Below are 25463 nucleotides of genomic sequence, written 5' to 3'. Positions count from 1 at the left end.
CCCTACTCACCGTCATGGCAGAACCCCTTCGAGTCGATATCTGCGAACGCATGTTCTCAGATGAGTGAAACGCCGAAATGCCGAGATGTCAAGCAATCTCGGGATGCAAAGATGGTCTTCATGAATGACCAACCGCGTTCGTACGGTGGCGTCGACGGCGCGCTCCGCGTAGCCCAACGACGAGAGACGCTGATCGAGGCCGGTCTGGAACTCATGGGCTCCGCCGAGCCCGAACTCACGGTCCGCGGAGTGTGCAAGAAGGCCGGTGTCGCGGCGCGGTACTTCTACGAGAGCTTCACCGATCGTGATGCTCTGATGTCGGCCGTCTACGACACCGTCATCACGGACATCGCCGTTTCAACCCAGGCCGCGGTGGACGCCGCCGAGACCGAACGAGGCAAGGCGCTCGCCGGAATCGCGAACATCGTCCGCACGATCGCGCAGGATCCCCGTCGCGGACGTCTACTGTTCTCCAGCGCCCTGACGAGCCCTGTCCTGGCCGAGAAACGACGAGCGTCGACGACGATATTCATCGGTCTCCTGGCCGCCAACGCCAAGACCTTCTACCGATTGAACGACAGCGGCCACTTGACGCTGACGGCAACCTTCCTGGTCGGCGGCCTGGCGCAGACCCTCAGTGCATGGCTGGACGGATACATCGACGTGACGGAAGAAGAACTGGTCGCCGAATGTGCAGCGATCCTGCTCGCTCCCGCCCTACCTCCGTCTTGAGCTCCTGATTCAGTCCCAGATCCCGATGTTGTCGAGGTGAGCGAGAAGTCGAGCAGCGCCGTCGGAGAACTGCAGACTCATCTGCGCGTCCACCTGTTCTCGATCGTGCTTCTCGAACGCCTCGATCAAAGCGTCGTGGCTCGATACCGCAAGCTCACCCCAGCCTGGATCCGTCGCGTAGAGACGAGCAGGGGTGTACCGAATCGCGCCGAACAGGAACCATGCCAGCTTCGCACCACCCGCAGCGCGATTGATCAAGCGGTGGAATTCGAATTCGCACTGCTCGATCGCAGCTGCATCCGAGGCGTCCACCGCCGCTCGCAAATCGGCGTTGAGTTCCGTGAGTTCCACCAGTTGATCAGCTGTGATGGTGTCCATCGCCCGCAAAGCCAGCTTGACTGCGATCTGCCCCTGCAACCAGAAGATGTCTTCGATGTCTTGGCGACTGAGGGGCGAGACGAGATAGCCGCGATGCGGAACCAACTCGACCATTCCCTCGCCGCGCAATGCGACGAGGGCTTCTCGCACCGGCGTCACGCTGACACCGAGGTCGGCTGCGGTTTCGTCCAATCTGACGAACTCGCCCGGACGCACAGCGCCGGACATGATCAGGTTACGAACGTGGTTGGCCACGTCCTCCGACAACTGTGGCCGTCTCCTCAGCTCAGATGTCGCCCTCCGAGTGCGTGCAGACGTTGCCACAACCGATCCTCACAGTCCGTACGTTTTGCCGATGATGTCTCGCTGAATCTCGTTGGTACCACCATAAATGGAGGACACAAGAGTCTTTCGCACATGGTGCTCCATGTCGAACTCAGTCGCGTAACCGTACCCACCCATCATCTGCATCCCCTCGAGCGCGACCTTCTTGGCGGTCTCGGTCAGCTTCAGCTTGGCCATCGACGCTTCCCGCGGGAACATCTTGGTCGGGTTGGCGTCGACCATTCGGGCAACGCTGTAGACCAGCAGACGGCCGCATTCGATCTCCGTGGCGAGATCCGCGATCCGGTGGCGAAGCGCCTGAAACGATCCGACCGGACGGCCGAACTGCTTACGTGTGGTGACGAATTCGAGGGTGTCGTCGAAAGCGCGCTGCGCGGTCCCGAGCATCATCGCCGCGAGGATGAGGCGTTCGATGTTGAGTCCGGCCATGAGTTGACGCCAGCCGTTGCCGACTTCCCCAACCACCGCGTCCTCGGGCAGGAATGTGTCGGTGAAGTAGAGATCGTTGACCTCCTTGCCGCCCATGGTGTCGATTCCACTGATCTTCAATCCGGAGATGTCGGCCGGGACATGGAACATCGTCAGGCCCTCATGCTTGCCTTCACCTCGGGATGTGCGAGCCACCAGAAGGATGTTCTCGGCGAAGTGCGCGTTGGAACACCACGTCTTCTGGCCGTTGATCAGCCACCCACCGTCGACCTTCTCGGCGCGGCAACTCAAATTTCCCACGTCGGAGCCTGCTTCGGGTTCGGACATCGAGATCGACTGCGACGCGCCACGGACGATCCCGCCGAGCACTGCCTCCTTCTGGGCCGGACTGCCGAACTTCTCGTATGCAGCCCCGGTGATGACGGTCGGGCCCAGTCCACCGATCGGCGCCATGCCCTTGGCTGCTTCCTCCAGGAAGATGCACAGGTCGACCGTACTTCCGGCAGATCCGCCGTATTCCTCCGGGACAGTCAGCCCGAGCCAACCCAATTCCGCCATCTTCTCGTAGAACGCCTGGTTGTGGTTATGGGCGCCATGATCGGTCAGCAGGTCTCGCTGCTCACGGGTACCACTTTCCTTCTTGCAGAACGACGCTACCGACTTGGCGAAATCAGACTGCTCCTGCGTGAAATCCATGTACATCGAAAACTCCCGAGTGAGATGAGGCTGGAGGCTTGTCGGAGCTCGGTCCGACGCATATTGTGACTACCAGCACAGTAAATCACATCACATATATGTGATGCACCGACATGTGGAGGATCTGAAGAACATGACAGAACAGCTCGGCCGCCAGAGCACGTCCACTTCGACAGATCCGAAATCGGACGATCACACCTTCGCGAGCCTCGACCCTCGCAACGATTCCGTGGTCGCGCAGCACCCCATTGCAGATCAGCAAGAGATCGAGAAAGCGGTCGCCTCAGCACGCACGGCGTCGAAGTGGTGGGATCAACTCGGATTCCAAGGCCGCCGGAAGGTGCTCGGTAATTTCCGCGCCGCGATCGCCACTCACGTCGAATCGATGGCGGCGATCATTTCCGCCGAGACCGGAAAACCCAGCGACGACGCCCTTCTCGAAGTCATGCTGGCCGTCGAACATCTCGACTGGGCGGCACGCAACGCACAGAAAGTGTTGCGCCGCAGACGCGTCGGTGCAGGACTGATCAGCGCCAACCAGTCTGCATCCGTCGGCTACCGGCCGATGGGCGTCGTCGGTGTGATCGGCCCCTGGAACTATCCGCTGTACACACCGATGGGGTCGATCGGCTACGCATTGGCCGCCGGCAACGCCGTCGTCTTCAAACCGAGCGAACTCTCACCAGGCGTCGGCGTCGAATTGGCCCGGCTGTGGAACATCGCCGCACCCGGACACCCTGTCCTGCAGACCATTACCGGTGACGGAAAAACCGGTGCACTTCTGTGTTCGTCCGGTGTCGACAAGATCGCATTCACCGGCTCGACGGCTACCGCAAAGCGCGTGATGGCCGCCTGCGCGGACACCCTCACTCCCCTGGTCGCCGAATGCGGCGGCAAGGACGCCATGCTGGTGGACTCCGACGCCAACCTCGATGCGGCCGTGAGCTTCGCTGCATTCGGGGCAGTGGGCAACGGCGGACAAACCTGTGCCGGCGTCGAACGAATCTACGTCGCAGCGCCCGTGTACGACGCCTTCTTGTCCAAGCTCACCGCCGCGCTTCAGGACGCCCACGCCGGCGCCACCGACAGCTCGACCTACGGGCCGATGACGCTGGGAAAGCAGACTGCGATAGTCCGAGGCCAGATCGAAGACGCTCTCGGTCGCGGCGCGAAAGCTGTACTCGGCGGACTTGATTCGTTCAACGGTCCGTTCATCGATCCGATCATCCTGACGGATGTTCCGGAGGATTCCACGGCGATCACCGAGGAAACGTTCGGCCCGAGCGTCGTGGTGAACAAGGTCGCCGACATGAACGAGGGGATCGAGCGTGCCAATGCGTCGAAGTACGGCTTGGGCGCCTCGGTGTTCACCAAGAGTTCGTCGAAGGGTCGAGCGATTGCCGAGAAGCTCGAATGCGGTGTCGTCACGGTCAATTCGGTTCTCGGATTCGCCGGAATCGCCGCCCTGCCGTTCGGCGGGGTCGGCGATTCCGGGTTCGGGCGTATCCACGGAGCCGATGGGCTGCGTGAGTTCAGCAGTGTGAAATCACTGGCCGTTCAGAAATTCAGCGCTCCGTTGGACCTGCTGACCATCGAACGAAAAGCTCGGGACATGAAGATCTCTCGTTGGATGCTGGCGAAGCGCCACGCAAAGTCCTGAGAGGCCAGGCGATCAGCCGGCGGTGACGAGCACCTGCTCGTCACTGTCGGCTGCTTCGAGTTCACGAACCAGCGGGAGCACCTTGGCCCCGAAGTACTCGATCTCTTCCTGGAAGTGCAGGAATCCGCCGAGAATCAGATCGACACCGCGACGGCGATATTCGACGATCCGATGGGCGATCTGTTCCGGCGTGCCGATCAGTTGTGAGCGGAAGCCGTCGTTGTACTGAACCAAGTCCTCGAATGTCGAATCTGCCCACATCCCGTCCTTGGACGAGGTCGACGCGCCGGCTTGTTGGACTGCATTCTTGAAACCCTCGACTGCGGGACGGTTCGCCTTGGCGATGATCTCGCGCAGCGTGTCTTTTGCTTCGGCCTCGGTGTCGCGGGCGATGATGAACCCGTTGAGTCCGAACTTCACCTCCCGATCGTTCTCGCGAGCAACACGGCGGACGTCGACCAACTGTTCCGTGACGCCGTCGTAGTCCTTGCCGTTACTGAAGTACCAATCCGAATAGCGACCGGCGTTCTCACGGGCTGCCGCCGAGTTACCGCCTTGGAACAGTTCGGGATTGGGGCGCTCCGGGGTGTTCAGAGGCTTAGGCTTTAACGTGAAGTCGTGAATGCGATAGAAGTCGCCGCGGAAATCGACGTCGTCCTCGGTCCAGATCTTCCGAAGAACCTGAAGGAACTCGGCGCTACGCCGATAGCGCTCGTCGTGCTCGAGCCACGGCTCGCCCAGATGAGTGAACTCGTCCTTGAACCAACCACTGACGACGTTGACGGCGAATCGACCGTTCGACAGGTGGTCAGCGGTAGCGCCCAATTTTGCCAACACTGCCGGCTGCCAGAGTCCGGGATGCACGGCGGCGATGACCTTGAGCTTCTCGGTGGCCAAGAGAAGCGCAAGGCTGAAGCTCGTGGATTCGTGTTGGAACTCGGCACCGTAGCTCGCCTCGTAACGAACCTGACTCAGGGCGTACTCGAAGCCGTTGTTCTCGGCGGTCTGCGCCAACTTCTTGTTGTACTCGTAGTCCCAGCTGGTCCGCTGCTCGATGTCGGAGGTGACCAGACCACCACTGACATTGGGCACCCAGTAGGCGAACTTGATCTCGTCGGCGATACGTTCAGTAGACATGAATCCAGCAAACATGCAGTTCCCGGGGGTTTCCAGGGTAGCGATCACACAGGTTGTAAGTGTTGGGTGGGTGCTGCGACTGTGAAACGGTGGCAGCATGACTGCTGTGGACATTCAGGAGATCGCGCACCGCATCACCAGTGAAGACGAGGCGCTCTCGGTAGCGTCACAGCTGTCCGACGAGTTCGCGGCAGGTGCCGGCGTCCGCGATGCGCAGCGCCTCCTTCCCCACGACGAGGTTCGCACCCTGGCGCAGTCCGGTCTGCTGGGGCTCCCGGTGCCGAAGGAGTTCGGTGGCATCGACGCGAGCACCGAGACGTTGGCCGAGGTCTTCCGCCTACTCGCCGAGGGCGATCCCAGCATCGCGCAGATTCCGCACAGCCACTTCACTTTCCTGGAAGCGCTCCGGTACCAGGGGTCTAACGAGCAGAAGCAGTTCTTCTACGCCGAGGCGTTGTCGGGTAAGCAGTTCGCCAACGCCCAGAGCGAGCGCGGCAACAAGACCATCGACATCGACGGCACCACTCTCACCCCCGACGGGGAAGACTTTGTGCTCGAAGGTCGAAAATTCTATTGCACAGGAGCGCTTTTCGCAGATTGGATCGTGGTGCGTGCCGCCAATGCGGATCAGTTCACCGAGACCGGGGCACAGGTGAAATCCGCGGTCTACCTACCCCGGAATACTCCCGGACTGTCCATCGTCGACGACTGGGACGGTATGGGGCAGAAGACAACTGCGAGCGGAACCGTGACACTCGAATCCGTGTCGGTGCCGCGGTTCAACGTCGTACCCTTCACATCGTTGTTCACTCACCCGACCACCTACGGGGCACAGGCCCAGATTCTGCACGCCGCGATCGACACGGGCATAGCGTCGGCCGCATTGCGTGAATCCGTGAAACTCGCAGCAAAGGCGCGGCCCTTCTTCGAGGCGAAAGTCGATACAGCGGTGGAGGATCCACTGCTCGTTCAACTCGCCGGCGAAGCGACAATCGAGGTTCGCGCTGCCAGATCCCTCTTGGCGGAAGCGGCGCGATCGATCGACGTGGCGCGTCGTAATCCCACCGAGGACTCCACGGCCCGAGCATCCATCGACGCTGCAACTGCCAAAGTGGTCGGTGCCAGAGCGTCATTGGCGGCCACGAGCACGCTGTTCGAGATCGGTGGCACCAGAAGCGCGGGCGAATCAGCGAACCTCTCGCGATTCTGGCGTGACGCACGCACACACACCCTGCACGATCCGACGAGGTGGAAGGTCCAACACATCGGCCGCTGGACGCTGTCGGGGACAATCCCACCGAGGCACGGGCTGCTGTAAACACTCTCAGTCGGAATTTGTGTATCCGCTGATCAAGACCTCGAGACCTTCCAGGTAACTCTCAGTCGTCGTCCCTCCCGGCCAGTCCTCGAGCACCTCACTGAGTACCGGCAGTTTCTCGGGACCGATTTCTCGGATCTTGACCGCGAGAGGTGACACACTGCCTTCCGGTCGTGTGGTGGTGTCGTAGATGTTGAGCAGTGCACCGAGCGTGTAGTTCCACAGCGCGCGATAGACCAACAGTGCTCGGCGCGGGGACATGCCGAGTTCGACACACGCGGCCATGGCCCGATCGACCAAGACCACAGCGCCGCCCCCGCCGCGCCCACCTCGCTGAAGCAACTCGATGATCCAGCGCTCCGATGCCAGCGTTTCGAAGATCGCGGTGAAGATCGTGCGAAGCCGTTCGACCTGATCCTGCGGCAGGACCAGCGCGCCGAGATCTTGTGAGTACACATCGAGAACCGCGCTGATCAGCTCTTCCTTGTCGCCCACGTGCCGGTACAGCGCCATCGGCGTGGTGCCGAGCGACTTCGCCAACGCTCGCATGCTCAACGCGTCGGCGCCGCCGGACTGGAGTTGCCGTTTCGCCTCGTCGACTATCTGCTCCGACGTGATCGTCGGGGGACGTCCGAGCCGCGGTGATCTCGGTTCCATCTTTTCGGCCATCCGTCGATTGTGCGCGCCCCTGCTACGACGCTCTCGCCCGGGGAACCCCTTGCATCTCAGTCGTCAGCAAGGTAAACCTAACTACTTATGAGAACGCGTATACAAATTAGGTACCTGCAATGACAACAACAACTCGAGCGGTAGCCGCACCGGCTTTGGTCCTCACAGCCGCCGCGGCAGCGCAGTTCCTGGTGGCCTTCGACATGTCGGTTATCAACGTCGCGCTGCCAGACATCCAGGAATCGCTGAACTTTTCCGACGCCGGGTTGTCCTGGGTCGTCAACGCGTACGCCCTCGCCTTCGGCGGGCTGCTGCTTCTCGGCGGTCGTCTGTGCGACGTGATGGGTACTCGTCGAGTTCTGGTTTCCGGGCTCCTGCTGTTCGCCCTCGTCAGCATCGTCGGCACCTCCTCCGTGTCCGCCGAGATGCTTGTCGGAGCTCGGGCACTTCAAGGCGTCGGCGCTGCACTGATCGCTCCGGCCGGGCTCGCTGCCCTCAGTCAGGCCTTTCCCACCGGACGCGCCAGGGCCAAGGCATTCGGCATCGGCGCAATGTCGTCAGCACTGGGCGGCGCACTCGGTGTCGTCCTGAGCGGCATTTTGACCGAAGGGCTCAGTTGGCGATGGGTGATGTTCGCCGGCGCACCGGTGGCCCTGATCGCCGCGGTCGCCGGTGCCCGTGGCCTGCCGGCCGGCCAAGCCGCCAGAGGTGGCTCCCTCGATCTCCCCGGAGCCATCTTGGCGACGGCCGGAATCACCGCCCTTGTCGGCACAGTGATCGCCACGGAATCACATTCCTGGACTTCGGGTTACGTGCTGGGTGGATTCGCACTCACGGTCGCCCTGCTGACTGCCTTTGTCGTAGTCGAAAGCCGCTGCGCCACACCACTGGTACGACTGTCCACCCTGCTTCGACCCCGAATCGGACTGGCCAACGCCATCATGTGCCTGGTGTGTGCGGCCCAGTTCAGCGCGTTCTTCTTCGTCTCACTCTTCCTGCAACGTGGACTGGGCTATTCACCGACCACCACCGGTCTGGCTTTCCTGCCTTTCTGCTTCGGTCTGGTGATCGGCATCCTCGTGTCCACCAAACTCCTTCCGCGCTACGGAGTTCGACCGCTGCTCGTAGTCGGAACAGCAGTCGCCACAATCGGGACTTTCATGTTTTCGACCATGAACCTCGACAGTCCCTTCTGGGCCGTCATCCTGGTGCCTTCGCTTCTGGCAAGCATCGGCATCGGTCTGTCGTTCATGCCGCTCAGTAACGTCGCCACCGCCGACGCTCCCCCCGAAGAAGTCGGCATGGCATCAGGGCTACTGAGCACATCGCGTCAGATCGGCGGTTCACTCGGACTAGCCGTTCTCGTGAGCGTCGCCGCTTCCTCGACGGCGCATTCGGACAGCGCACCGACCGAAGCACTGGTTTCCGGATACTCCCAAGCCCTCTTCGTCTGCTCCGGCCTACTGCTGGCCGGCACCCTCCTGTCCTTCTTCTTCCCACGAATGGATCGTTGACCTCAGATGTTCACCACCCGAACCGCATTCGGCATCGTCTCGGCGCTTCTCCTCACCGTTGCCGGCGCAAGCGCGTGCAGCAGCTCCGCCGAGTCCGAAACCGCTTCTGCAACTCGCTCCGTCACACACGAACTCGGCACCGTCGAAGTTCCGGCCTCACCGCAGCGCATTCTCGCGCTCGACGAGTACGCGGGGCTGAGTGCACTCGCACTCGGCGTGAAGCCCACCGTCGTCTACAGCACCCTGCGATCGGACGTCGCCAAGTCGATTCTGCGGGAGCAGGGCGTCGAAGTTCTCGACAAGCCGACTTTCTTCGCCAACCCCGCAGTCGAAGAGATCGCGTCCGTCGAACCCGATGAGATCCTGATGAGCAATGCCGGTCCGCTACCGAGCCTGTTCGCGCAGATCAATTCCGTGGCGCCAACCTTGGTCCTCCCGTACTCGGCGCCGTGGCGTGACGTGCTCGAACAAGCTGGGGCACAGCTCGATCGAGGCAGCGAAGCAACCGCCATGATCGGAAAGCTGGAATCCGGCCTCGAAGACGTCAAGTCCGCGGCTGCCGGCCAGAGCCTTGCGATCCTTCTCGGCTACAGCGGAAACCTGTTCACCGTGCCACCGACCACTCCCATCTCCACACTGGTCACCGAGGCCGGATTCACCAGGCCTGCATCGGAAGTCAACGCGACCAACAATCAAGACACCGGCACGATTTCGCCCGTCTCACCTGAACTTCTACCCGAGCATGCGGCGCAGACCGTCGCCGTACTTTCCGGGCAGCAGTACGACGCATCCATCGTGCGAAACACTCCACTGTTCGACAACCTGACACCCGATCCGGCGCACGCATTGAACGTCAGCGGCGATCTCTGGTTCGGCAGCCATCCTTTTGCCATCTACTGGATCATCCAGGATCTGGACGGCATCGCACATGGCAAGGGGCAGAACAGCATCGGAACCCTCGACAGCGCTGACACACGATGGGCGGCGTTCAGCGCGCTCTGACGTCCTGACGGAAGGTCAGCGGAGAAACACCCACCCGGGTGGCGAAGAATTTTGTGAAGTTCGCAGAATCGTCGAACCCCAGCTTCGACGCCACCTGGGTGACCGTGTCCGTGCCGAAAGACAGCAGACGTTTCGCTTCGAGCACCACACGCTGATCTATGTACTGCTTTGCCGTCATTCCGGCAGCAGCTCGGGTAGCTCGCAATACAGTCTTCTCGGAATACCCGATCTTGTTGGCGTACTCCGAAACCGAACGGACCGTGGCGAAGTCACGTTCGACAACGGCATGAAACCTTTCGAACACGTCATTGTGTGCCAGCACGGAACTCTGTTCCTGTCCACCGAGGTGGGTCAGTTTCAACAGAATTGCTGTCAACGTGTGCCGCAGAATGGCCGCGCGAACGACCGGCGCAGAAGTATCCGGACAACCGTAGTTCAAGTTCAGGTGTTTCATACCCGTGCTGATGGTCTCGAGGTTCTCGCCGGACAACTGCCACGCTGCCTGCCGACTGTGAGCGTTCCCGTCCAACAACTGCTGGCTGACGGCATCGAGCGACGAGGGTGTGAACAGAACGACCATCGCCTCGAAATCCTGGATTCGCCCCCACTGTTGCACCTGCCCCGGTCTGACCCAGAACACGGTCCCCGGACTCACCGCGTAGTTGACGAAGTCGATGGTGTGTAGCGCCGAACCCTCGGTCACCAGCGCGAGTAAGTGAAACTGCGGGCGTTGGGGGCCGACGAACTCTGCACTACCCCCGTTGATGCGAATGGTGTCCAGGCTGAGTACTTCGATCTCGGTCGCGTCAGCCACCGAAGACGCGTACCCGACGTCCCGGACGGGTACTTGTCTGTTTTTCACTAGTTCGGGACTCATCTTCACCGTGACCGAATACCCGAATGCGACATACCGTCAGAGTATCAATCAGTTCGCGCTCGGATAGGAATCAACAGTGCAATCGACAGGCTCGAAAACAGCAGGCACGACGCAACTCACCTACGTCTTCGACGCCTATTGCGGGTGGTGTTTCGGCTTCGGCCCTGCTTTGACGGAGTTCGTCCGTCAAAATGCCGATTCCATCAACTTGTCCGTGGTCAGCGGCGGGCTGTTCACCGGTGAACGCGTCGCACCCATGTCTTCGGCTCCGTACCTGAAATCGGCCAACGCCACCATCGCAGCCCAGACCGGCGCCGTTTTCGGTGACGGATATTCACAACTGGTGTCTGACGGGCGGTTCGTCATGAATTCGACGGATGCTGCGATCGGACTCGCCGCGCTTCGCACACAGGATCCGACACGCGCACTCGACATCGCGGAGGCCATGCAGACCGCGTTCTACCGAGACGGTCGCAGCCTCTCCGATCCCGAGACCTACCGCGCCATAGCGAAATCGCTCGGGCTCGACCCATCTGCCGCAGTGTCTTCCCTGTTCACCGCAGATTCGAAGGACGCCGCCCGCGCCGATTTCGTCCGGGCACGCAGGCTCGGCGCCACTTCGTTTCCGACGCTGTTGTTCCACGGGAGCGACGGGTCCGTCGTGAAATTCGGTTCTCCGACCAGTACAGCAGCCGATCTCACCCGCGACCTGAAGACGTGCGTGCGGGCGTATGCGGTGGCTTGACCCACCCGCTTTCCGAGCGAAAGGTACGTTCAGCGCCTTCAGTACGCCGAACGTACCTTTCGCTCAGCGTGACTTCACCCAAATCACTCCGGCCCCCCTTCTGGTTTGATGAACACCGAACGAATCGCACCAAAGGGGAACGACAGTGGTTTCAGATCCGATCACGGGCCTGGAGATGGAACTTGCCGACATGTGGCAACGAGGACGCGCCCAGGCGCGCACCTATGCGCGTGCAATTCATCCCAAACTCGATCCGGCGCTCTACCCGGTTCTTGTCATCCTGAACCGTTCCGATGCCGTGCGAATGTCCGACTTGATCTCCACGCTCGATATCGAGAAGTCCACCCTGACCAGGCAAATTGATGCCGCAGCTCGGCTCGGCCTGGTGGAACGGATCCCCGACCCCGACGACGCTCGCGCGAAGCTGGTGACCCTGACCCCTGAGGCTCGGACGAAGCTCACGACGATCCGTAATCATCAGATCGATCGTTGGCGCGCCCGACTCGCAAAATGGGAAACTGACGACATCACCACGCTGACGGCCTTGCTGCACCGACTGGGCAGTTCCGAGGACTGACAACAAAGTAGTTGTGCAGTGCAACCAACTTGATCTATAGTTGCAAATATCAACTATTCGAGGGGGTGGCCGTGATCACTCACGACAGTGCCGAGGCAATCCTCGACAACCTTCGCGCCCTAGTCCGGCGCCACCGCGAGGTTTCGTCGACCGGCTCACGCCAACTGTCCCCCGGCATGTTGCCGGACCCACTGGGCGCCCTCCTCTCGCAGTTGTCGGCCGCAGATTCCACGAGCTCGACGGATCTGGCGGAAAAGTTGAGAGTGACAGTCTCGACGCTGAGCAGACAGATCACACATGCCGAATCTTGTGGATACATTCAGCGGCGACCGGACCCGGACGACGGACGGGCATCGCTCCTGTCCTTGACTCCACTCGGCGTCCAGACCCTGGTCTTCCATCGCCGCGCCCAGGCGCAGCGACTCATCGACCATCTCGACGGATGGACCGAAGAGGATGCCGTCGACGTCGCATGTGCACTCGATCGACTACGACGCTCGACCTGCCCAGAGTCCCACGCGGCGCACTGACCGACGCTGCACGATCAGATCGAATCATTCCCCGATGCAAGGACATTCATGAGTTCTTTCACGTCTACCGACGTTCCACCATCTCAGTCATCGACCGATGCGCCGATGACCCACAAGCAGAAGATCGAGGCACTTGTCGGGCTCCTACTCGGCATGTTCGTCGCATTCCTGTCATCGACGATCGTCTCGAATGCACTCCCCACCATCATCACCGAACTACACGGCACCCAGGATCAGTACACCTGGGTCGTGACGGCAACGCTGTTGGCTTCCACCGCAACAACTCCCATTTGGGGCAAGTTCTCGGATCTGGTGAGTAAGAAGCTGTTGGTCCAGCTGTCCATCACGCTGTTCACGATCGGCTCGATCCTTGCGGGCATGTCGCAATCGGTCGGCATGCTGATCGGTTTCCGCGCTGTTCAGGGACTGGGCCTCGGCGGCTTGCAAGCCCTCGTGATCATCGTGATCGCGGCGATGTTCAGCCCGCGTGAGCGTGGCCGATACCAGGGACCGATCGCAGCCGTCATGTCCGTCGCGACAGTCGCCGGCCCACTGATCGGCGGCCTGATCGTGGACACTAGTTGGCTCGGCTGGCGCTGGACGTTCTTCGTCGGCGTGCCGCTGGCAGTCATCGCATTGATCGTCGTGCAGCGTACGTTGAACCTCCCGATCGTCAAGAAGGACGTCAGCATCGACTACGTCGGTGCAACCCTCATTGCCGCCGGTGTCAGCACTCTTTTGATCTGGGTCACTTTGGCAGGTAAGAACTTCGAGTGGGCTTCTGCGATGTCGTTCTTCCTCGTCGGACTCGGCGTCGTGCTGCTCGCCGCAGCGCTGTGGGTGGAAAGCAAGGTCAAGGAACCCATCATTCCGCTCCGCCTCTTCCGAGATCGGACTACCACGCTGGCAACACTGGCAAGCATTGCCGTCGGCGTCGCAATGTTCGGCGGAGCAGTGTTCTTGGGTCAGTACTTCCAGATTGCCCGCGGCTACTCTCCTACTGCCGCAGGTCTTCTGACACTGCCCATGGTGATCGGTTCCATGCTCTCCGCCGGCCTGTCCGGGGCAATGATCACGAAGTTCGGGCGCTGGAAGGGCTTCCTGATCGCCGGTGCCGTCGCAATGTCGGCAGGCTTCTTCCTCCTCTCGACCATCGATCACGCGACGCCGATGTTCTGGGTCGGACTGTTCCTCTTCGTGCTCGGCGCCGGGATGGGCATGGTGATGCAGAATCTTGTTCTCGCAGTTCAGAACACCGTCGCGCCTAGCGATCTCGGCACCGCAAGTTCGACGGTCTCGTTCTTTCGCTCACTCGGCGGCGCGGCAGGCGTGTCCGTCCTCGGCGCAGTGCTCTCCACTCACGTTGCAGATCTTACGACCAAGGGACTCAGCGCAATCGGGGTCGATCTGAGTGCGTCCGGAGGATCCGGCGCAGGGCTGTCGAACCTCAACGAACTACCCGAAGCGATCCAGGATGTGGTCCGCGCTGCGTACGGCGATGCCACCGCACGGGTCTTCCTCATCGCCGGAATCCTGGCTCTGTTGAGTCTGATCGCGATCGCCTTCATCAGGGAGAAGGCGCTTCGGACGGAAAGTGGTGACGAGCAACTCCTGGCGAAGATCGCCGTTCCCGGTGAGATCGATTCCGACGCCGTCGATGCCGAACTTGCGCTTCTGACCGAAGGTGACGACGAGTTTCAACGACGCAAGTAGCACCCACAAACAGTTCCGCGTACCGTCCGGGTGATTCCGGCGGTACGCGGAACTGTATGGGCAGCTGGGTGCGTCAGGTCGCAGCGATCACGCCTGCGACCGGGATCCGGCCGAGAACTGCAACCCGGAAGTCCACCATCGCGCGTTCCACGTGATTGGCGCTCGAAACCACAACCACGCCCGTTGCTCCTCGATCGGCGAGAATCCGCGCAGAGTTGAGCGCGTTCTCCACCGTGGACCACGACGTTCCTTCTTCGATGATCCGGCCCGGGTCGACGCCGTTGGCGACGAGCCACTCGCGCATCGCCCTGGCTTCCGTCACTCCGGCCTTCGGGGCCCCACCGCTCGTGATGATCGGAGACTGCGGGTACTGACGAGCCAGCTGCAGCGCCGCCTGAAGTCGGTCGACCAGCATCGGACGCATCGTGCCGTCGTCGAAGAGGCCGGCGCCCAAGACGACGATGTTGGTACCCACCGGGTTGAGGTCGAGCAGCACGGGCGACTGGCGCGTCAGCGTCTCAGCACTCGTGCACGCAAGGATGAGAGACCGCACCGGCGTCTGGCAGCCGCCGACAGTCGACAAGATACCGTTGACGACCGTGGTCGGTGTGATGTCGGCGCTCGCTGTCGCCGGCGAAAGGCCCACGCCAGCTGCGGCGATCACCGAAGCAGCGATCAATCCCTTCGTCACAGACCTGCGAACATTTGCCATGTAGCCGAACCCCCAGATTGTCGGTTGTCCAGCACACGGTAGCGAACATTTCGCCACGGTTGCATCATTTGACTCAAATTTACTGTTCACTGACCGTCACACAGACTAAACATAAATATTGGGCAACAATTCGGGTTCGAAACCGTCATCTACCAGCATCTCGTATCGACGCGCCCGCCGCATTACCTATCTGAGCAGCAGAGTCACCGAGAAGGTTGACAACGCGGAACGGCAACAATTCGTTGTCACAGATCACGATGTTGCATCCAGGTGTTCCTGCCCCGTCCCGTCCCGGCCGAGGTGTCGAAGATCAATTCAGGGTTCGCGAAACCGACAAGCTCTGCCGGGTCGTCGACGAGCGGACCACCCGAACCGTGTGTGGGTGGCCCGACACGCAGCGCCTGGCCATGTCTCCCCACCCGATCGCCAGCCCTCCGGCTCGTTCACCGAGAACCACAGACGCATCACGTTTGGGAAGAGTCCGCCTCCATACCGATTGCGCGACGCGCTCCCAGCGCCATGGTGACTTGCACAAGATCCTTCGGAGACGACAGGTCAAGACCCGTCAGGGAACTCGCCTTTCGCAGGCGGTACACCACTGTGTTCGGATGTACGTGTAGCTGCCGGGCGGTGGCGGCTCGATCGAATCCGGAGTCGATGAAAGATTCGAGAGTCTCGAGTACCGCGCTATCGGACTCCAACGGCAACAACACATCTGCGAGTATCGGCAGCGCAGCGCTGAAGCGGGTCAGTTGATACTCCACTGCAAGATCCTCGAGACGGACGACCCCACTGGTGCGTCCGTACTTTCGGGCAACGTTCAGCACCTCGCGCGCCTGCGTGACGGCCGCTGGAATTGCCGTGGGCGCCGCGACGTGTACAGCGGCAACCGTCGATGCACCGATGACCTTCTCGAGATCACCCAAACGTCGACACAATGACAAATACTGCGGACTCGACGCCCAGTTTCCCTCTGCGGGTTCCGATTCCACAATGGGAATCAGTACGGCTCCGCCGCTGCTCCCGAGCACCCCGAGGGCTTTGTCACGTCCCACCTGATCGAGCTCTCGTTGCAGGTGGCGCACCTTCCTCCGCTCGGCGACGGCAGTGTCCACCTCGGTCGAGGACTCGTCGTCATTCCGCTCGACGTGCAGAGCCACCACCCAGTACAGGCGCGCCAACCTGATTCCCACCTCGTCGGAGACGCGATCCACGTCGACACCCGTCGAAAGTGCTACGAACAGGGACCTTCGCGCCGAATCCTCGTCCGTCTGGGTGGCGTGGTCGGAACCGTAGCCGGCAAGAACCGCGGACGTGGAGGCCGCGGTGTATGCATTCAGGAGTCGTCCGGTGCGGGCAAGTGCAACACCGTCTTCCGGGACCGCCCATTCGCTGATCGTCTCCCACCACAACCCTGCTGCCAGGTGATATGCGCGCAGTACCTCACTGAGCGGAACCAATTCCTGCGCCCGTTGACGAGCCGATTCGCTGATGTCGGCGAGCAACTCGGGCGCCAGATCTGCGCCCGTCCGGAGCATCGAAATGAACAGTTCCAAATTTCGCCTCACGATGGTCGTCACGTCGTTACGCAACGCCTCGTCCGGAAGCAACCGGTAGAAGGTGACGTCGCGGTGGACCAGATCGACCGTCGCATTGACCAGCGGATGGGTGCGTTGCGCCAATCGGTCGGCTAGAGATCTGCCGCCAACCACTATCGGTTCGAACGGCAGATCTTTGTTTCCTGACACAAAACCCTCCACAGAATTGAATTGCCACCACAAGGCCGACCTGCCTTTTTCCTATCACTATGTAACCCACGCCACTCTCGAATTCACAATCAGCGGCGTACCTGGAAGTCCCACCTTCGACCAAATAGGAGCCTCGAGTGACGTGGAAAACGCACAGCGCAGCCATTCTGGCAGGCGTCGTGGCTGCCGGTTCGATCGCGGCACTCGGGGCCGGTGTGTCACATGCCGAAACGCATGCCAGCCCCATCCAATACGTCGCTCTCGGCGATTCCGCGGCGGCCGGCCCGCTGGTCACCGAACAGGATTCATCGGCGCCGGGCTGCCTACGATCACTCGACAACTACCCTTCCGTGGTGGCGCAAAGACTCGACGCTCACCTCACGGATGTGACCTGCTCGTCGGCGCGATCCGCCAACGTCACGGACACCGCACAATCGACGTTCTCCGGTCAAGTACCGCCGCAGGAAACAGCATTGGGGCCCGATACCGACCTCGTCACCATCACAATCGGCGCCAACGACATCTCGTTGTTCCCGACAGTTCTGAGCTGCGTAAATCCTCTCCCCGAACCCACCGGAACGTCCTGCCGTGACAAGTTCACCGCAGGCGGCGTCGACCAACAGCGACAGTTGGTCGAAAATGCCTCCGCAGGTTGGAGTTCCATGCTCGAATCGGTTCGCGACCGGGCGCCCTCGGCGCGCATCGTCGTGATCGGATACGGAACATACATCGCCGCCGACGGTTGCCCCGGCACCCAGCCGTTCTGGCCGCGCGACGCCGACTATCTCCAGAGTGTGATCGACTACGGCAACACGGTCATGGCAGCAACGGCGGCCCGTCACGGCGTCGAGTACATCGACATCACCGAAGCCACTGCCGGGCATGACATCTGCACTGACCCTGCCACTGCTTACTACACCGGAATCGTCCCTACCCAGCCGGCGGTTCCACTGCATCCCACTGCGGCAGGGATGCAGGCGATCGGCAAAACCGTCGCCGACGCTCTGTCCTGAGCCTCTCCCCCAACACAATTCATTCAGCACTCGCGAAAAGGGTGGAACAATCATGTCAATTCAACGAGACGCTCCGCCGCTGCCGTCCATCGACGGCGCCCCTGTCGGAACACGCGACAAACTTCTCGGCGGCACACTCGTCGCTCTGTTTCTCGCAAACATGCTCAACTTCTTCGACCGGGCGATCCCCTCGGTCGTTGCCGAGCCGATCAAGAACGAGTTTTCGCTCAGCGACTTGCAATTGGGATTGATCACCTCTGCATTCACCCTCGTCTACGCAGTCGCAGGGCTGCCTCTGGGCCGGTTGGCCGACACGAAGAACCGTCCCAAGATCATCGGGATCGGACTCCTGGTGTGGAGCGGACTGACGGCAGCAACCGGTGCCGCCGGCAGCTATGTGCTGTTCATCCTCGCGCGTCTAGGCGTCGGTGTGGGCGAAGCGACCTTCACACCTGCAGCCAACTCGATGATCGGTGATATCTACCCGGCAGAACGACGCTCACGCGCACTTGGTGTCTTCATGCTCGGTTTGCCGATTGGCCTCATGCTCGCCTACTTCACCGTCGGCAAGATCGCCGAGGCATTCGACAGCTGGCGTGCACCGTTCTTCCTCGCGGCGATTCCCGGTGTCCTGCTGGCAGTCGTGCTCTACCGCATGGCAGATCCGGTTCGTGGTGGTTCCGAAAGTCCGGAGGCCCGCGCAGCCGCTGTTTCACAGGCACCGATCACCCGTCCGATCCGTCGTCTGCTCGCAATTCCCACGCTTCGTTGGCTCATCCTTGCCGGACTGACGTTCAACTTCGCCGCCTACGCAGTGAATTCGTTTGTCGTCCCGCTTCTGATGCGCCAGTACCACCTGAAACTGACTGCTGCGGCATCGGTCACCGGCATCATCGTCGGAATCACGGGCCTCATCGGATTGCTTCTCGGCGCTCGCTACGCTGACAAGGCCAGCGCACGCTCACCGCGCGCACGGTTGATGATCGGTGTCGGAACCTCGGCATTGGCAGCACCTTTGACGGCACTGGCACTGTTGCAGCACGGCGGGAACGTCGTGATGTTCACGCTCTTGTTCTCGGCCGGGTGGTTGTTGGCCTACGGCTTCTACATCAGCGTCTACCCTGCCATTCACGACGTCGTGGTTCCCAGGCTCCGAGGCACTGCGACGGCGTTGTTCTTCGCTGCCATGTATCTTCTCGGCGGATTCTCAGGACCAGTTGCCGTGGGCGCGATTTCGGACTGGTTCGCCAAGCGTGCGCTTGCCGATGCCGGTACCGGGAAGTTGGCTCAGTACGCCGGCGACGGGTTGAACTCGGCCATGTATCTCGTGCCGATCATGTTGGCGCTCACTGCGGTATTCATCTATCTGGCCACTCGCACTGTCGGCAAGGACGCCGCGCGTATGCAAGCGGAGCTGAGCCAGGCCTGACCCAGGAGTTCACGGCGGTGGCGGGGCCCCGAGGCCCCGCCACCGCCGAGTTCAGTTGACCGTGATCGCCAGAGTTGCCAGCATGGACCGCAACATGTCCGGCAAGCGAGCGATCATTCTCTGCTCGGTTATCCGAACGGAGACGGGCGCTGCCAGCGTCGCTCGCCACAGTTCCGGTTGATTGTTCATCAGGTTGTTGTAGACCGGGAGCAGCTGACCGTTGATGTAGGTCCAACGACCGTCCCGGTCCGCCCAGTTGAAGTCCGGAAGCGGTGTTTGCACAACGGCATTGCCCACCGCGAACGAGAGCGGGTTCGACTCACGCGGCGGTACGACGCCAGGCATGGACGGTGATGCGGCGAAGGTGGTCAGGTAGGTCAACGAGCGACCGACGCTGCCGCGGTAGGCCTTCGCCTCGTCCCACTGATCACCCACCGACTGGTACTGCTCACGGCGCAGCAGACGCACATTGCCGTCGAAGACCGACTCCGGTGTCCCCGAAGCAATGTTGTCCCACGCGATACGGGCGTTCTCGTCGAGCAGCCCTGCCCGATCGAGCTCGGCGATGCCGTCGACACCGTCGTGAACCCACGCCATGTGCATGGGAATCAGATCCGAGAAGATGTGTTTGCTCATCGCAATCACTTTCCCCTGGAACCACATCACGTCCTCGGGGCGGATGTCGTGGCCGACCTGGAGCAGCGCCGCAACGTCCTCGGGTGCTCCCATCGACGTTGCGACCGGCGACCCGATGCGGTCGATCTCTCGCCACACCAGTGCCATCGCTTCGCTGATCGCTTGGACTTCCAGCACAACCCGCCCGTAGTCCAAGTCGAGGAGTCCACCGGCAAAAGCGGGCCCGACCATTCCGCCCATGCCTGCCCACTGCAGTTCTTGATGCTCGAGCTGCAGTCGCTCGTAGAACTGGAAAGTGTTGGTGAGGTTTCCGAGATTCGCGTGCACACCGTCGAACGGAGTCCACGAAGCGAGATCGATACCTGCCGACTCCGTCCCGACTGCGAGCCAGTACTGCTTGAGCAGTGTCTGATAGCGGTGCGGAGCCACTCCCGATGCTCGGGCGGTATCGACCAAACTCCGCAGCGTCGCGGAATCCGACGGCAGTGAAGGATGCAGACCCCCCGCGGCTTCGGCGTTTGCGTTCACCGCTTCCAGGTCGAGGTACCTGTCGAGTTCACCTGTACCCGCAGACGCCCGGCCACCCAGTACGACCACACCGCCGATGCCTGCCGAAGCGACGAGAACTGTGCGCGCGAAATCCCTGCGTGTCAAAGACTTCCGCATACTCATTTCCCTTCGGCTTCGTCGAACGTCTTCGCCAGCCAGGCGATGTCCTGCATACCCAGCTGATCGGTCACCGTCTTGTACAGGTTGGTCACGTAATCGAGCGGCCCGCACTGCGACGGGAGCAGGTCCACGTCGCCGCCGTCTGCTCGATATGTCTGCGCCAATTGCTCTGCCTCACTGAAGGGAACGAGGAAGTCGTCCTCACAGGAAGAAATCAGAAGCTTCGAAGCCGGTGCCTGCTTTCCCAATGTGTTGTCCGCGTACGCCGCGGCCAGTGCCGGGATCGTTCGGGGCGCCGGGTTGGTGAGCAGGACGTCGAAGGGAACGAACGGGAGTCCGAGGTAGAGCGCCTGGCAGGACGCGCGGAATGCTGCGGCGACGTTGTGACCGATCGGAGTGAGATGATCGTCGAGCCGAACGTCGGGGTAGCCCGCGTCGAATCCGAGAATGCTCGAGAAGACGAAGCCGGAACCGATCCCACCGGCCGCCGTCTCCTCGAATGTTGCCGGGTCGATCATCATCGCCTGGATGGCGCTGGCCTGTACGTTCAGTTCCGGCGCGTAGTCATGCGCCTGTTCTGCGGCAAAGCCCGCTGCAACACCGCCGCCGGCGACACCGTAGATGCCGACAGGGGTGTCTGATTCGAGACCGGCCTCCGGAAGCGCGAGTGCTGCCCGAACGCCGTCGAGCGTTGCCTTGCCCGAGAACTGTCCGATCGAGAACGGATGGGGAGCAGTGTCGCCGTCGTTGCCGACGTCGCTCATCATCACTGCCCAGCCGTGACCGAACATCTGGGCCACCGGGCCGAGCGCCGAGAACATCGCCGGGTCGCTCTGATTGCCGCCGGTCCACTGGTGACTTGGTGCGCAGTTCGCACCCAGGCTGTCGTTCGCTTCGGCGTATCCGATGATCTTGCGATCGCCTGGCGCAGTTCCGTCCTCGGGAATCATCAGAATTCCGGTACTGATCACCTGGCGACCGAAGTGATCAGTGGTTGTGTACATGAGTTGGTGAGCCGAGACCACGTCAGGGCGGACCTGGTAGACCTGAACACTGACCGGACGCGCTTTGAGAAGGGTTCCGGGGGCGGTGCCGGGCTCGATTTCGGGCTCGTCGAACCACGGATCGTCGGACGAGAGCCCGAGTGGCGTCAATTCGGTGGAGATATCAGCGCCTTGAAGTGCCTTCACGACCAACGGGTTGAACACGTCGGCCAGGTCGACGGTCTCCTGCGCACCAGCCGGCGACCCCACCGCAAACAAGGCCACTGCCAGGGCCGATGCCGTTCCGGCGCGCCATGACCACCGTCGCCACGTCGAGTCAAACATCGTTCACAGGTTCCTTACTTTCGGGTAATGAGCACCCCTACACTCCCATTCACCTGCATTAACAGACAAGTCGGGCACCGATCCGTTGGCCGAAAACCTCGATCGGGCTTAGGCTGACGGCACCTGTCCGGCAAGTCTGGCGTGGGAGGTTTGTCTGTGAGTGCTCCGACCCGTGTATCGCGAGCTACCGGCGATTCACCTCGCGCTCGACCGCGGCCGTCCAATATCACGTGCAAAATTCTGATGGCAGTGACGGGATTGATCTTCGCCGCTTTCGTGCTCGTCCACATGATCGGAAACCTGAAGGTCTACACCGGGGCCGATCACTTCGACGACTACGCACACTGGCTACGCACAGTGTTCGAACCCTTCCTGCCATACGAGGGACTTCTGTGGATTCTTCGCATCGTCCTGCTCGCGTCATTGGTCGCACACGTCGGGTGCGCCTGGTTGCTCACCGTCCGTGGCCGCCGAGCTCGAGGGAAGTTTCGACGTAAAAGCTTGGGAATCAAGTCCTTTACCGCGCGCACAATGCCCGTCACCGGAGCAGTGCTGCTGCTGTTCGTCATCTTCCACATACTCGACCTCACGACCGGAACCCGACCCATCGGCAGCGCCGAGTACGAAGCAGCCACGCGCACGCAGAGTTACGCATACGACAACCTGATCGCCAGCTTCGAGCGTCCACTGGTGGCGTCGTTCTACATCGTCGCGATGGCTCTGCTGGCAATGCATCTCGCGCACGGACTCTGGAGTGCGGTCAACGATCTCGGCGTGACCGGCCAACGGCTGCGCCAGATTGCCGTTGCACTCTCCGGAATCTTTGCGCTCGTCGTGATGGTCGGAAACATGTCGATCCCCATCGCGGTGATGACCGGCGTCATCTCGAAGACAGGAGCGTCATAAGTGAACAGCTTCGAACTCGACAATCTGCGCAGCATCGGGACGCCGGTGGACGGTAAGGTCCCAGCCGGCGATCCGGAGACAGCCTGGCCCACTCGCAAACTCGACTACAAGCTCGTCAGCCCGCTCAACCGGCGCAAGTTCACGGTCATCGTCGTCGGTACCGGACTCGCCGGCGCGGCCTGCGCCGCCTCACTTGGTGAACTGGGCTACCACGTCGAATCCTTCACCTTCCACGATGCACCGCGCCGTGCACACAGCGTCGCCGCGCAGGGCGGCATCAACGCCGCTCGTGCCCGAAAGGTGGACAACGACAGTCTCGCCCGCTTCGTGAAGGACACCGTCAAGGGCGGCGATTTCCGCGGCCGCGAGGCCGACTGCTTCCGACTCGCAGAGGAATCCGTACGCGTCATCGATCACATGAATGCCATCGGAGCACCGTTCGCCCGTGAGTACGGCGGCACTCTCGCCACCCGATCCTTCGGCGGCGTACAGGTGTCGCGCACGTACTACACGCGCGGGCAGACAGGCCAGCAGCTGCAGATAGCGTCGTCGCAGGCACTGCAACGTCAGATCGCAGCCGGAACGGTCAACCTCCACACCCGAACCGAGATGCTCGATCTCATCGTTTCGGACGGCCGAGCACAAGGGATCGTCACACGCGATCTCGTGACCGGTGAGATCGGCGCCACCACAGGCCATGCCGTCGTGCTGGCCTCCGGTGGGTACGGCACCGTGTTCCACAAGTCCACACTTGCGAAGAACTCCAACGCCACCGCCGCATGGCGAGCGCACCGACGCGGCGCGCTGATTGCCTCACCCTCGTTCATCCAATTCCATCCGACGGCACTTCCCGTCAACTCCGAGTGGCAGTCGAAAACCATTCTGATGAGCGAATCACTACGCAACGACGGCCGGATCTGGGTACCGGCCAAGCCCGGAGACGATCGCGAACCAGGCGACATTCCCGAAAATGAGCGCGACTACTACCTCGAGCGCAAATATCCGGCGTTCGGGAACCTCTCTCCCCGCGACGTCTCTTCACGGGCCGCCCGCGAGCAAATCGACTCCGGTCACGGCGTCGGCCCTCTGAAAAACAGTGTGTACCTTGATTTCCGCGACGCATTGGCACGGCTCGGCCGCAAGACCATCGAGGAGAGATACGGAAATCTGTTCTCGATGTATCGCGACGCCACCAGCGAAGACCCCTATACGGTGCCGATGCGCATCGCCCCCGGAGCCCACTTCACCATGGGAGGACTGTGGAACGACTACGACCAGATGACTTCCATCCCCGGCTTGTTCGTCGGTGGTGAGGCAGGGTGGGGATACCACGGGGCCAACCGCCTCGGCGCCAATTCGTTGCTCTCGGCATGCGTCGACGGCTGGTTCACCCTCCCGTACGCGATTCCGAATTATCTTGCGCCGCTACTCGGATCCGCACCTCTCGAGCTTTCCGATCCCGCAGTGACGTCGACGCTCAATGACGTGAGTGGTCGGGTGGACCTGCTGCTCTCGGTCGGCGGAACACATGGCCCCGACAGGTTTCATCGACAACTGGGCGAGATCCTCTATGCGGGTTGCGGTGTCACCCGAACGGCCGAAGGCTTGACCAAGGCCATCTCCGAAATCCGAGCATTACGAGGCGATTTCTGGTCGAACCTACGAGTCGCCGGCAGCGGAAACCAGTTCAACCAGGAGCTGGAAAGGGCCGGCAGGGTAGCCGATTTCCTCGAACTCGCCGAACTGATGTGCGTCGATGCTCTCGATCGTGACGAGTCCTGTGGAGCCCACTTTCGTGCCGAACATCAGACTCCCGACGGCGAAGCGCAGCGAAACGATCAAGACTGGTGCTTCGTCTCCGCGTGGGAAACCGCCAAGGACGGCAGACACATTCGACACGACGAGCCGTTGTCCTTCACCGCTGTTCCACTGCAGACGAGGAACTACGTATGAAAATCACCGTGGACGTGTGGCGCCAATCCGGACCGGACTCGTCCGGTGCATTCGACACCTACCAAGTAAACGACGCGACAGTGGAGATGTCACTGCTGGAACTTCTCGACCGACTCAACGACCAACTCGTGGAGAGCGGCAACGAACCCATCGCCTTCGATTCCGACTGCCGAGAAGGGATCTGTGGGTCTTGCGGCATCACGGTCGACGACGTTCCCCATGGGCCTGTCGCGAACACTCCCACGTGCCGTCAGCACCTGCGCAGCTTCTCCGACGGCGACCGAATCAAACTGGAACCGTTCCGCTCCGCCGCTTTTCCGGTGGTCCGCGACCTCGTGGTCGATCGTTCGGCTCTCGACCGGGTCCTCGAAGCCGGTGGCTATGTGTCGGTCAATGCGGGAACTGCACCGGACGCAGACAGTCAGCCGCTCTCGCATCAAAGTGCCGAAGCTGCACTGGACTTCGCCGCGTGCATCGGCTGCGGCGCTTGCGTGGCAGCCTGCCCCAACGGTGCCGCGCACCTCTTCACCGGGTCCAAACTGACCCACCTGTCCCTCGTCACGCAGGGCCGCAACGAACGTGGCAAGCGGGCCCGAGCGATGTCGCACCAGATGGAGGCCGATTTCGGGCCGTGCTCGACCTACGGTGAATGTGCAGAGGTGTGTCCCGCGGAGATACCGCTGACCGCGATTGCCGCTGTCAACAAGGAATCGATGCGATTCGGATTGCGGCGCAAGGACAACTGAT

23 protein-coding genes are annotated in these 25463 nt (G+C 61.6%); 14 read left to right on the top strand and 9 right to left on the bottom strand.

The features are described 5' to 3' along the window. Positions 1 to 111: 111 nt before the first annotated feature. A complete protein-coding gene (locus EEB12_RS17970; protein ID WP_019745721.1) occupies positions 112 to 732 on the top strand; it encodes a TetR/AcrR family transcriptional regulator in 621 nt (206 codons plus the stop codon). Between the two features lie 9 nt (positions 733 to 741). Here the strand turns inward: EEB12_RS17970 and EEB12_RS17965 are convergent, their stop codons facing one another. Together EEB12_RS17965 and EEB12_RS17960 are read right to left on the bottom strand one after the other, a co-directional pair. Further along, positions 742 to 1434: a GntR family transcriptional regulator gene (locus EEB12_RS17965; RefSeq protein WP_019745722.1), complete on the bottom strand. Its 693-nt coding sequence runs from the start codon at positions 1432 to 1434 to the stop codon at positions 742 to 744. A 9-nt stretch (positions 1435 to 1443) separates the two neighbouring features. Continuing rightward, positions 1444 to 2586, bottom strand: coding sequence for an acyl-CoA dehydrogenase family protein (locus EEB12_RS17960; RefSeq protein ID WP_007730792.1), 1143 nt, complete (start codon positions 2584 to 2586; stop codon positions 1444 to 1446). 127 nt (positions 2587 to 2713) lie between these two features. Between EEB12_RS17960 and EEB12_RS17955 the strand changes: the two genes are divergently transcribed. Then, positions 2714 to 4240 (top strand): aldehyde dehydrogenase family protein, encoded by a 1527-nt coding sequence (locus EEB12_RS17955; RefSeq protein WP_181447544.1) that lies wholly within the window; start codon positions 2714 to 2716, stop codon positions 4238 to 4240. 12 nt (positions 4241 to 4252) lie between these two features. On the opposite strand, the gene sfnG is transcribed toward EEB12_RS17955, so the two are convergent. Beyond that, positions 4253 to 5377, bottom strand: coding sequence for a dimethylsulfone monooxygenase SfnG (sfnG, locus tag EEB12_RS17950; protein WP_024487492.1), 1125 nt, complete (start codon positions 5375 to 5377; stop codon positions 4253 to 4255). Between the two features lie 97 nt (positions 5378 to 5474). Between sfnG and EEB12_RS17945 the strand changes: the two genes are divergently transcribed. Further along, positions 5475 to 6695: an SfnB family sulfur acquisition oxidoreductase gene (locus EEB12_RS17945; RefSeq protein WP_141488250.1), complete on the top strand. Its 1221-nt coding sequence runs from the start codon at positions 5475 to 5477 to the stop codon at positions 6693 to 6695. A 6-nt stretch (positions 6696 to 6701) separates the two neighbouring features. Here the strand turns inward: EEB12_RS17945 and EEB12_RS17940 are convergent, their stop codons facing one another. After that, the gene (locus tag EEB12_RS17940) at positions 6702 to 7364 is read right to left on the bottom strand and encodes a TetR/AcrR family transcriptional regulator (RefSeq protein ID WP_019745726.1); all 663 of its coding nucleotides are present in this window, start codon (positions 7362 to 7364) and stop codon (positions 6702 to 6704) included. Between the two features lie 119 nt (positions 7365 to 7483). Here EEB12_RS17940 and EEB12_RS17935 point away from each other — a divergent pair, with 119 nt between their 5' ends. Further along, positions 7484 to 8878 (top strand): MFS transporter, encoded by a 1395-nt coding sequence (locus tag EEB12_RS17935; RefSeq protein WP_141488249.1) that lies wholly within the window; start codon positions 7484 to 7486, stop codon positions 8876 to 8878. Positions 8879 to 8884: 6 nt separating this feature from the next. Next, positions 8885 to 9880, top strand: a complete 996-nt coding sequence (locus EEB12_RS17930) for an ABC transporter substrate-binding protein (protein WP_141488248.1) — start codon at positions 8885 to 8887, stop codon at positions 9878 to 9880. Here the strand turns inward: EEB12_RS17930 and EEB12_RS17925 are convergent. Continuing rightward, positions 9867 to 10694 carry a helix-turn-helix domain-containing protein gene (locus EEB12_RS17925; RefSeq protein ID WP_019745729.1) on the bottom strand — a complete coding sequence of 276 codons (828 nt, stop codon included), beginning with the start codon at positions 10692 to 10694 and terminating at the stop codon, positions 9867 to 9869. The two genes, EEB12_RS17930 and EEB12_RS17925, sit on opposite strands and share 14 nt — an antisense overlap. A gap of 139 nt (positions 10695 to 10833) precedes the next feature. Here EEB12_RS17925 and EEB12_RS17920 point away from each other — a divergent pair, with 139 nt between their 5' ends. The 4 genes from EEB12_RS17920 to EEB12_RS17905 all read left to right on the top strand — a co-directional run bounded on the left by EEB12_RS17920 (position 10834) and on the right by EEB12_RS17905 (position 14322). Beyond that, entirely contained in the window at positions 10834 to 11502 is a 669-nt protein-coding gene (locus EEB12_RS17920) for a DsbA family protein (RefSeq protein WP_046379461.1), read from the top strand. Between the two features lie 145 nt (positions 11503 to 11647). Next, complete coding sequence (locus tag EEB12_RS17915; RefSeq protein ID WP_019745731.1) at positions 11648 to 12079, top strand: MarR family winged helix-turn-helix transcriptional regulator; 432 nt, start codon at positions 11648 to 11650, stop codon at positions 12077 to 12079. Positions 12080 to 12150: 71 nt separating this feature from the next. Further along, entirely contained in the window at positions 12151 to 12609 is a 459-nt protein-coding gene (locus tag EEB12_RS17910) for a MarR family winged helix-turn-helix transcriptional regulator (protein WP_141488247.1), read from the top strand. Between the two features lie 48 nt (positions 12610 to 12657). After that, the gene (locus tag EEB12_RS17905) at positions 12658 to 14322 is read left to right on the top strand and encodes a DHA2 family efflux MFS transporter permease subunit (protein ID WP_080909803.1); all 1665 of its coding nucleotides are present in this window, start codon (positions 12658 to 12660) and stop codon (positions 14320 to 14322) included. 73 nt (positions 14323 to 14395) lie between these two features. On the opposite strand, the gene EEB12_RS17900 is transcribed toward EEB12_RS17905, so the two are convergent. After that, on the bottom strand, positions 14396 to 15124 hold the full coding sequence (locus tag EEB12_RS17900) for a YdcF family protein (RefSeq protein ID WP_141488246.1): 729 nt from the start codon (positions 15122 to 15124) through the stop codon (positions 14396 to 14398). 374 nt (positions 15125 to 15498) lie between these two features. Next, entirely contained in the window at positions 15499 to 16782 is a 1284-nt protein-coding gene (locus tag EEB12_RS17895; RefSeq protein ID WP_029256487.1) for a PucR family transcriptional regulator, read from the bottom strand. Between the two features lie 137 nt (positions 16783 to 16919). Here EEB12_RS17895 and EEB12_RS17890 point away from each other — a divergent pair, with 137 nt between their 5' ends. Then, positions 16920 to 17795, top strand: coding sequence for an SGNH/GDSL hydrolase family protein (locus tag EEB12_RS17890; protein WP_141488245.1), 876 nt, complete (start codon positions 16920 to 16922; stop codon positions 17793 to 17795). Positions 17796 to 17847: 52 nt separating this feature from the next. Beyond that, positions 17848 to 19224 carry a spinster family MFS transporter gene (locus EEB12_RS17885; RefSeq protein ID WP_020971108.1) on the top strand — a complete coding sequence of 459 codons (1377 nt, stop codon included), beginning with the start codon at positions 17848 to 17850 and terminating at the stop codon, positions 19222 to 19224. Between the two features lie 51 nt (positions 19225 to 19275). Here EEB12_RS17885 and EEB12_RS17880 read toward each other — a convergent pair whose 3' ends face one another. Next, complete coding sequence (locus EEB12_RS17880) at positions 19276 to 20526, bottom strand: Tat pathway signal protein (protein WP_244891445.1); 1251 nt, start codon at positions 20524 to 20526, stop codon at positions 19276 to 19278. Between the two features lie 2 nt (positions 20527 to 20528). Further along, positions 20529 to 21857, bottom strand: coding sequence for a lipase family protein (locus tag EEB12_RS17875; RefSeq protein ID WP_020971110.1), 1329 nt, complete (start codon positions 21855 to 21857; stop codon positions 20529 to 20531). 156 nt (positions 21858 to 22013) lie between these two features. Here EEB12_RS17875 and EEB12_RS17870 point away from each other — a divergent pair, with 156 nt between their 5' ends. From EEB12_RS17870 to EEB12_RS17860, 3 genes are read left to right on the top strand one after another with little or no spacing between them, the layout of a single operon-like run. Then, positions 22014 to 22763 carry a succinate dehydrogenase cytochrome b subunit gene (locus EEB12_RS17870; protein WP_141488244.1) on the top strand — a complete coding sequence of 250 codons (750 nt, stop codon included), beginning with the start codon at positions 22014 to 22016 and terminating at the stop codon, positions 22761 to 22763. Next, positions 22764 to 24716 carry a fumarate reductase/succinate dehydrogenase flavoprotein subunit gene (locus EEB12_RS17865; protein WP_141488243.1) on the top strand — a complete coding sequence of 651 codons (1953 nt, stop codon included), beginning with the start codon at positions 22764 to 22766 and terminating at the stop codon, positions 24714 to 24716. Further along, entirely contained in the window at positions 24713 to 25462 is a 750-nt protein-coding gene (locus EEB12_RS17860; protein ID WP_020909463.1) for a succinate dehydrogenase/fumarate reductase iron-sulfur subunit, read from the top strand. Before EEB12_RS17865 ends, EEB12_RS17860 begins: the two co-directional genes overlap by 4 nt. Position 25463 lies beyond the last annotated feature (1 nt).

Source organism: Rhodococcus sp. WS1 (assembly GCF_003797745.1).
GTDB lineage: Bacteria > Actinomycetota > Actinomycetes > Mycobacteriales > Mycobacteriaceae > Rhodococcus_F > Rhodococcus_F erythropolis.
Note: the sequence above shows the minus strand (reverse complement) of the source record. Positions and strands in the feature narration are given on the sequence as shown.

What these genes read in the sequence shown, in the direction of transcription:
- EEB12_RS17970 (WP_019745721.1), top strand. Translation starts at nt 112, where the DNA reads ATGGTCTTCATGAATGACCAACCGCGTTCGTACGGTGGCGTCGACGGC.
- sfnG (WP_024487492.1), bottom strand. Translation starts at nt 5,377, where the DNA reads ATGTCTACTGAACGTATCGCCGACGAGATCAAGTTCGCCTACTGGGTG.
- EEB12_RS17880 (WP_244891445.1), bottom strand. Translation starts at nt 20,526, where the DNA reads ATGCGGAAGTCTTTGACACGCAGGGATTTCGCGCGCACAGTTCTCGTC.
- EEB12_RS17905 (WP_080909803.1), top strand. Translation starts at nt 12,658, where the DNA reads ATGAGTTCTTTCACGTCTACCGACGTTCCACCATCTCAGTCATCGACC.
- EEB12_RS17935 (WP_141488249.1), top strand. Translation starts at nt 7,484, where the DNA reads ATGACAACAACAACTCGAGCGGTAGCCGCACCGGCTTTGGTCCTCACA.
- EEB12_RS17955 (WP_181447544.1), top strand. Translation starts at nt 2,714, where the DNA reads ATGACAGAACAGCTCGGCCGCCAGAGCACGTCCACTTCGACAGATCCG.
- EEB12_RS17885 (WP_020971108.1), top strand. Translation starts at nt 17,848, where the DNA reads ATGTCAATTCAACGAGACGCTCCGCCGCTGCCGTCCATCGACGGCGCC.
- EEB12_RS17930 (WP_141488248.1), top strand. Translation starts at nt 8,885, where the DNA reads ATGTTCACCACCCGAACCGCATTCGGCATCGTCTCGGCGCTTCTCCTC.
- EEB12_RS17860 (WP_020909463.1), top strand. Translation starts at nt 24,713, where the DNA reads ATGAAAATCACCGTGGACGTGTGGCGCCAATCCGGACCGGACTCGTCC.
- EEB12_RS17960 (WP_007730792.1), bottom strand. Translation starts at nt 2,586, where the DNA reads ATGTACATGGATTTCACGCAGGAGCAGTCTGATTTCGCCAAGTCGGTA.
- EEB12_RS17940 (WP_019745726.1), bottom strand. Translation starts at nt 7,364, where the DNA reads ATGGCCGAAAAGATGGAACCGAGATCACCGCGGCTCGGACGTCCCCCG.
- EEB12_RS17945 (WP_141488250.1), top strand. Translation starts at nt 5,475, where the DNA reads ATGACTGCTGTGGACATTCAGGAGATCGCGCACCGCATCACCAGTGAA.
- EEB12_RS17875 (WP_020971110.1), bottom strand. Translation starts at nt 21,857, where the DNA reads ATGTTTGACTCGACGTGGCGACGGTGGTCATGGCGCGCCGGAACGGCA.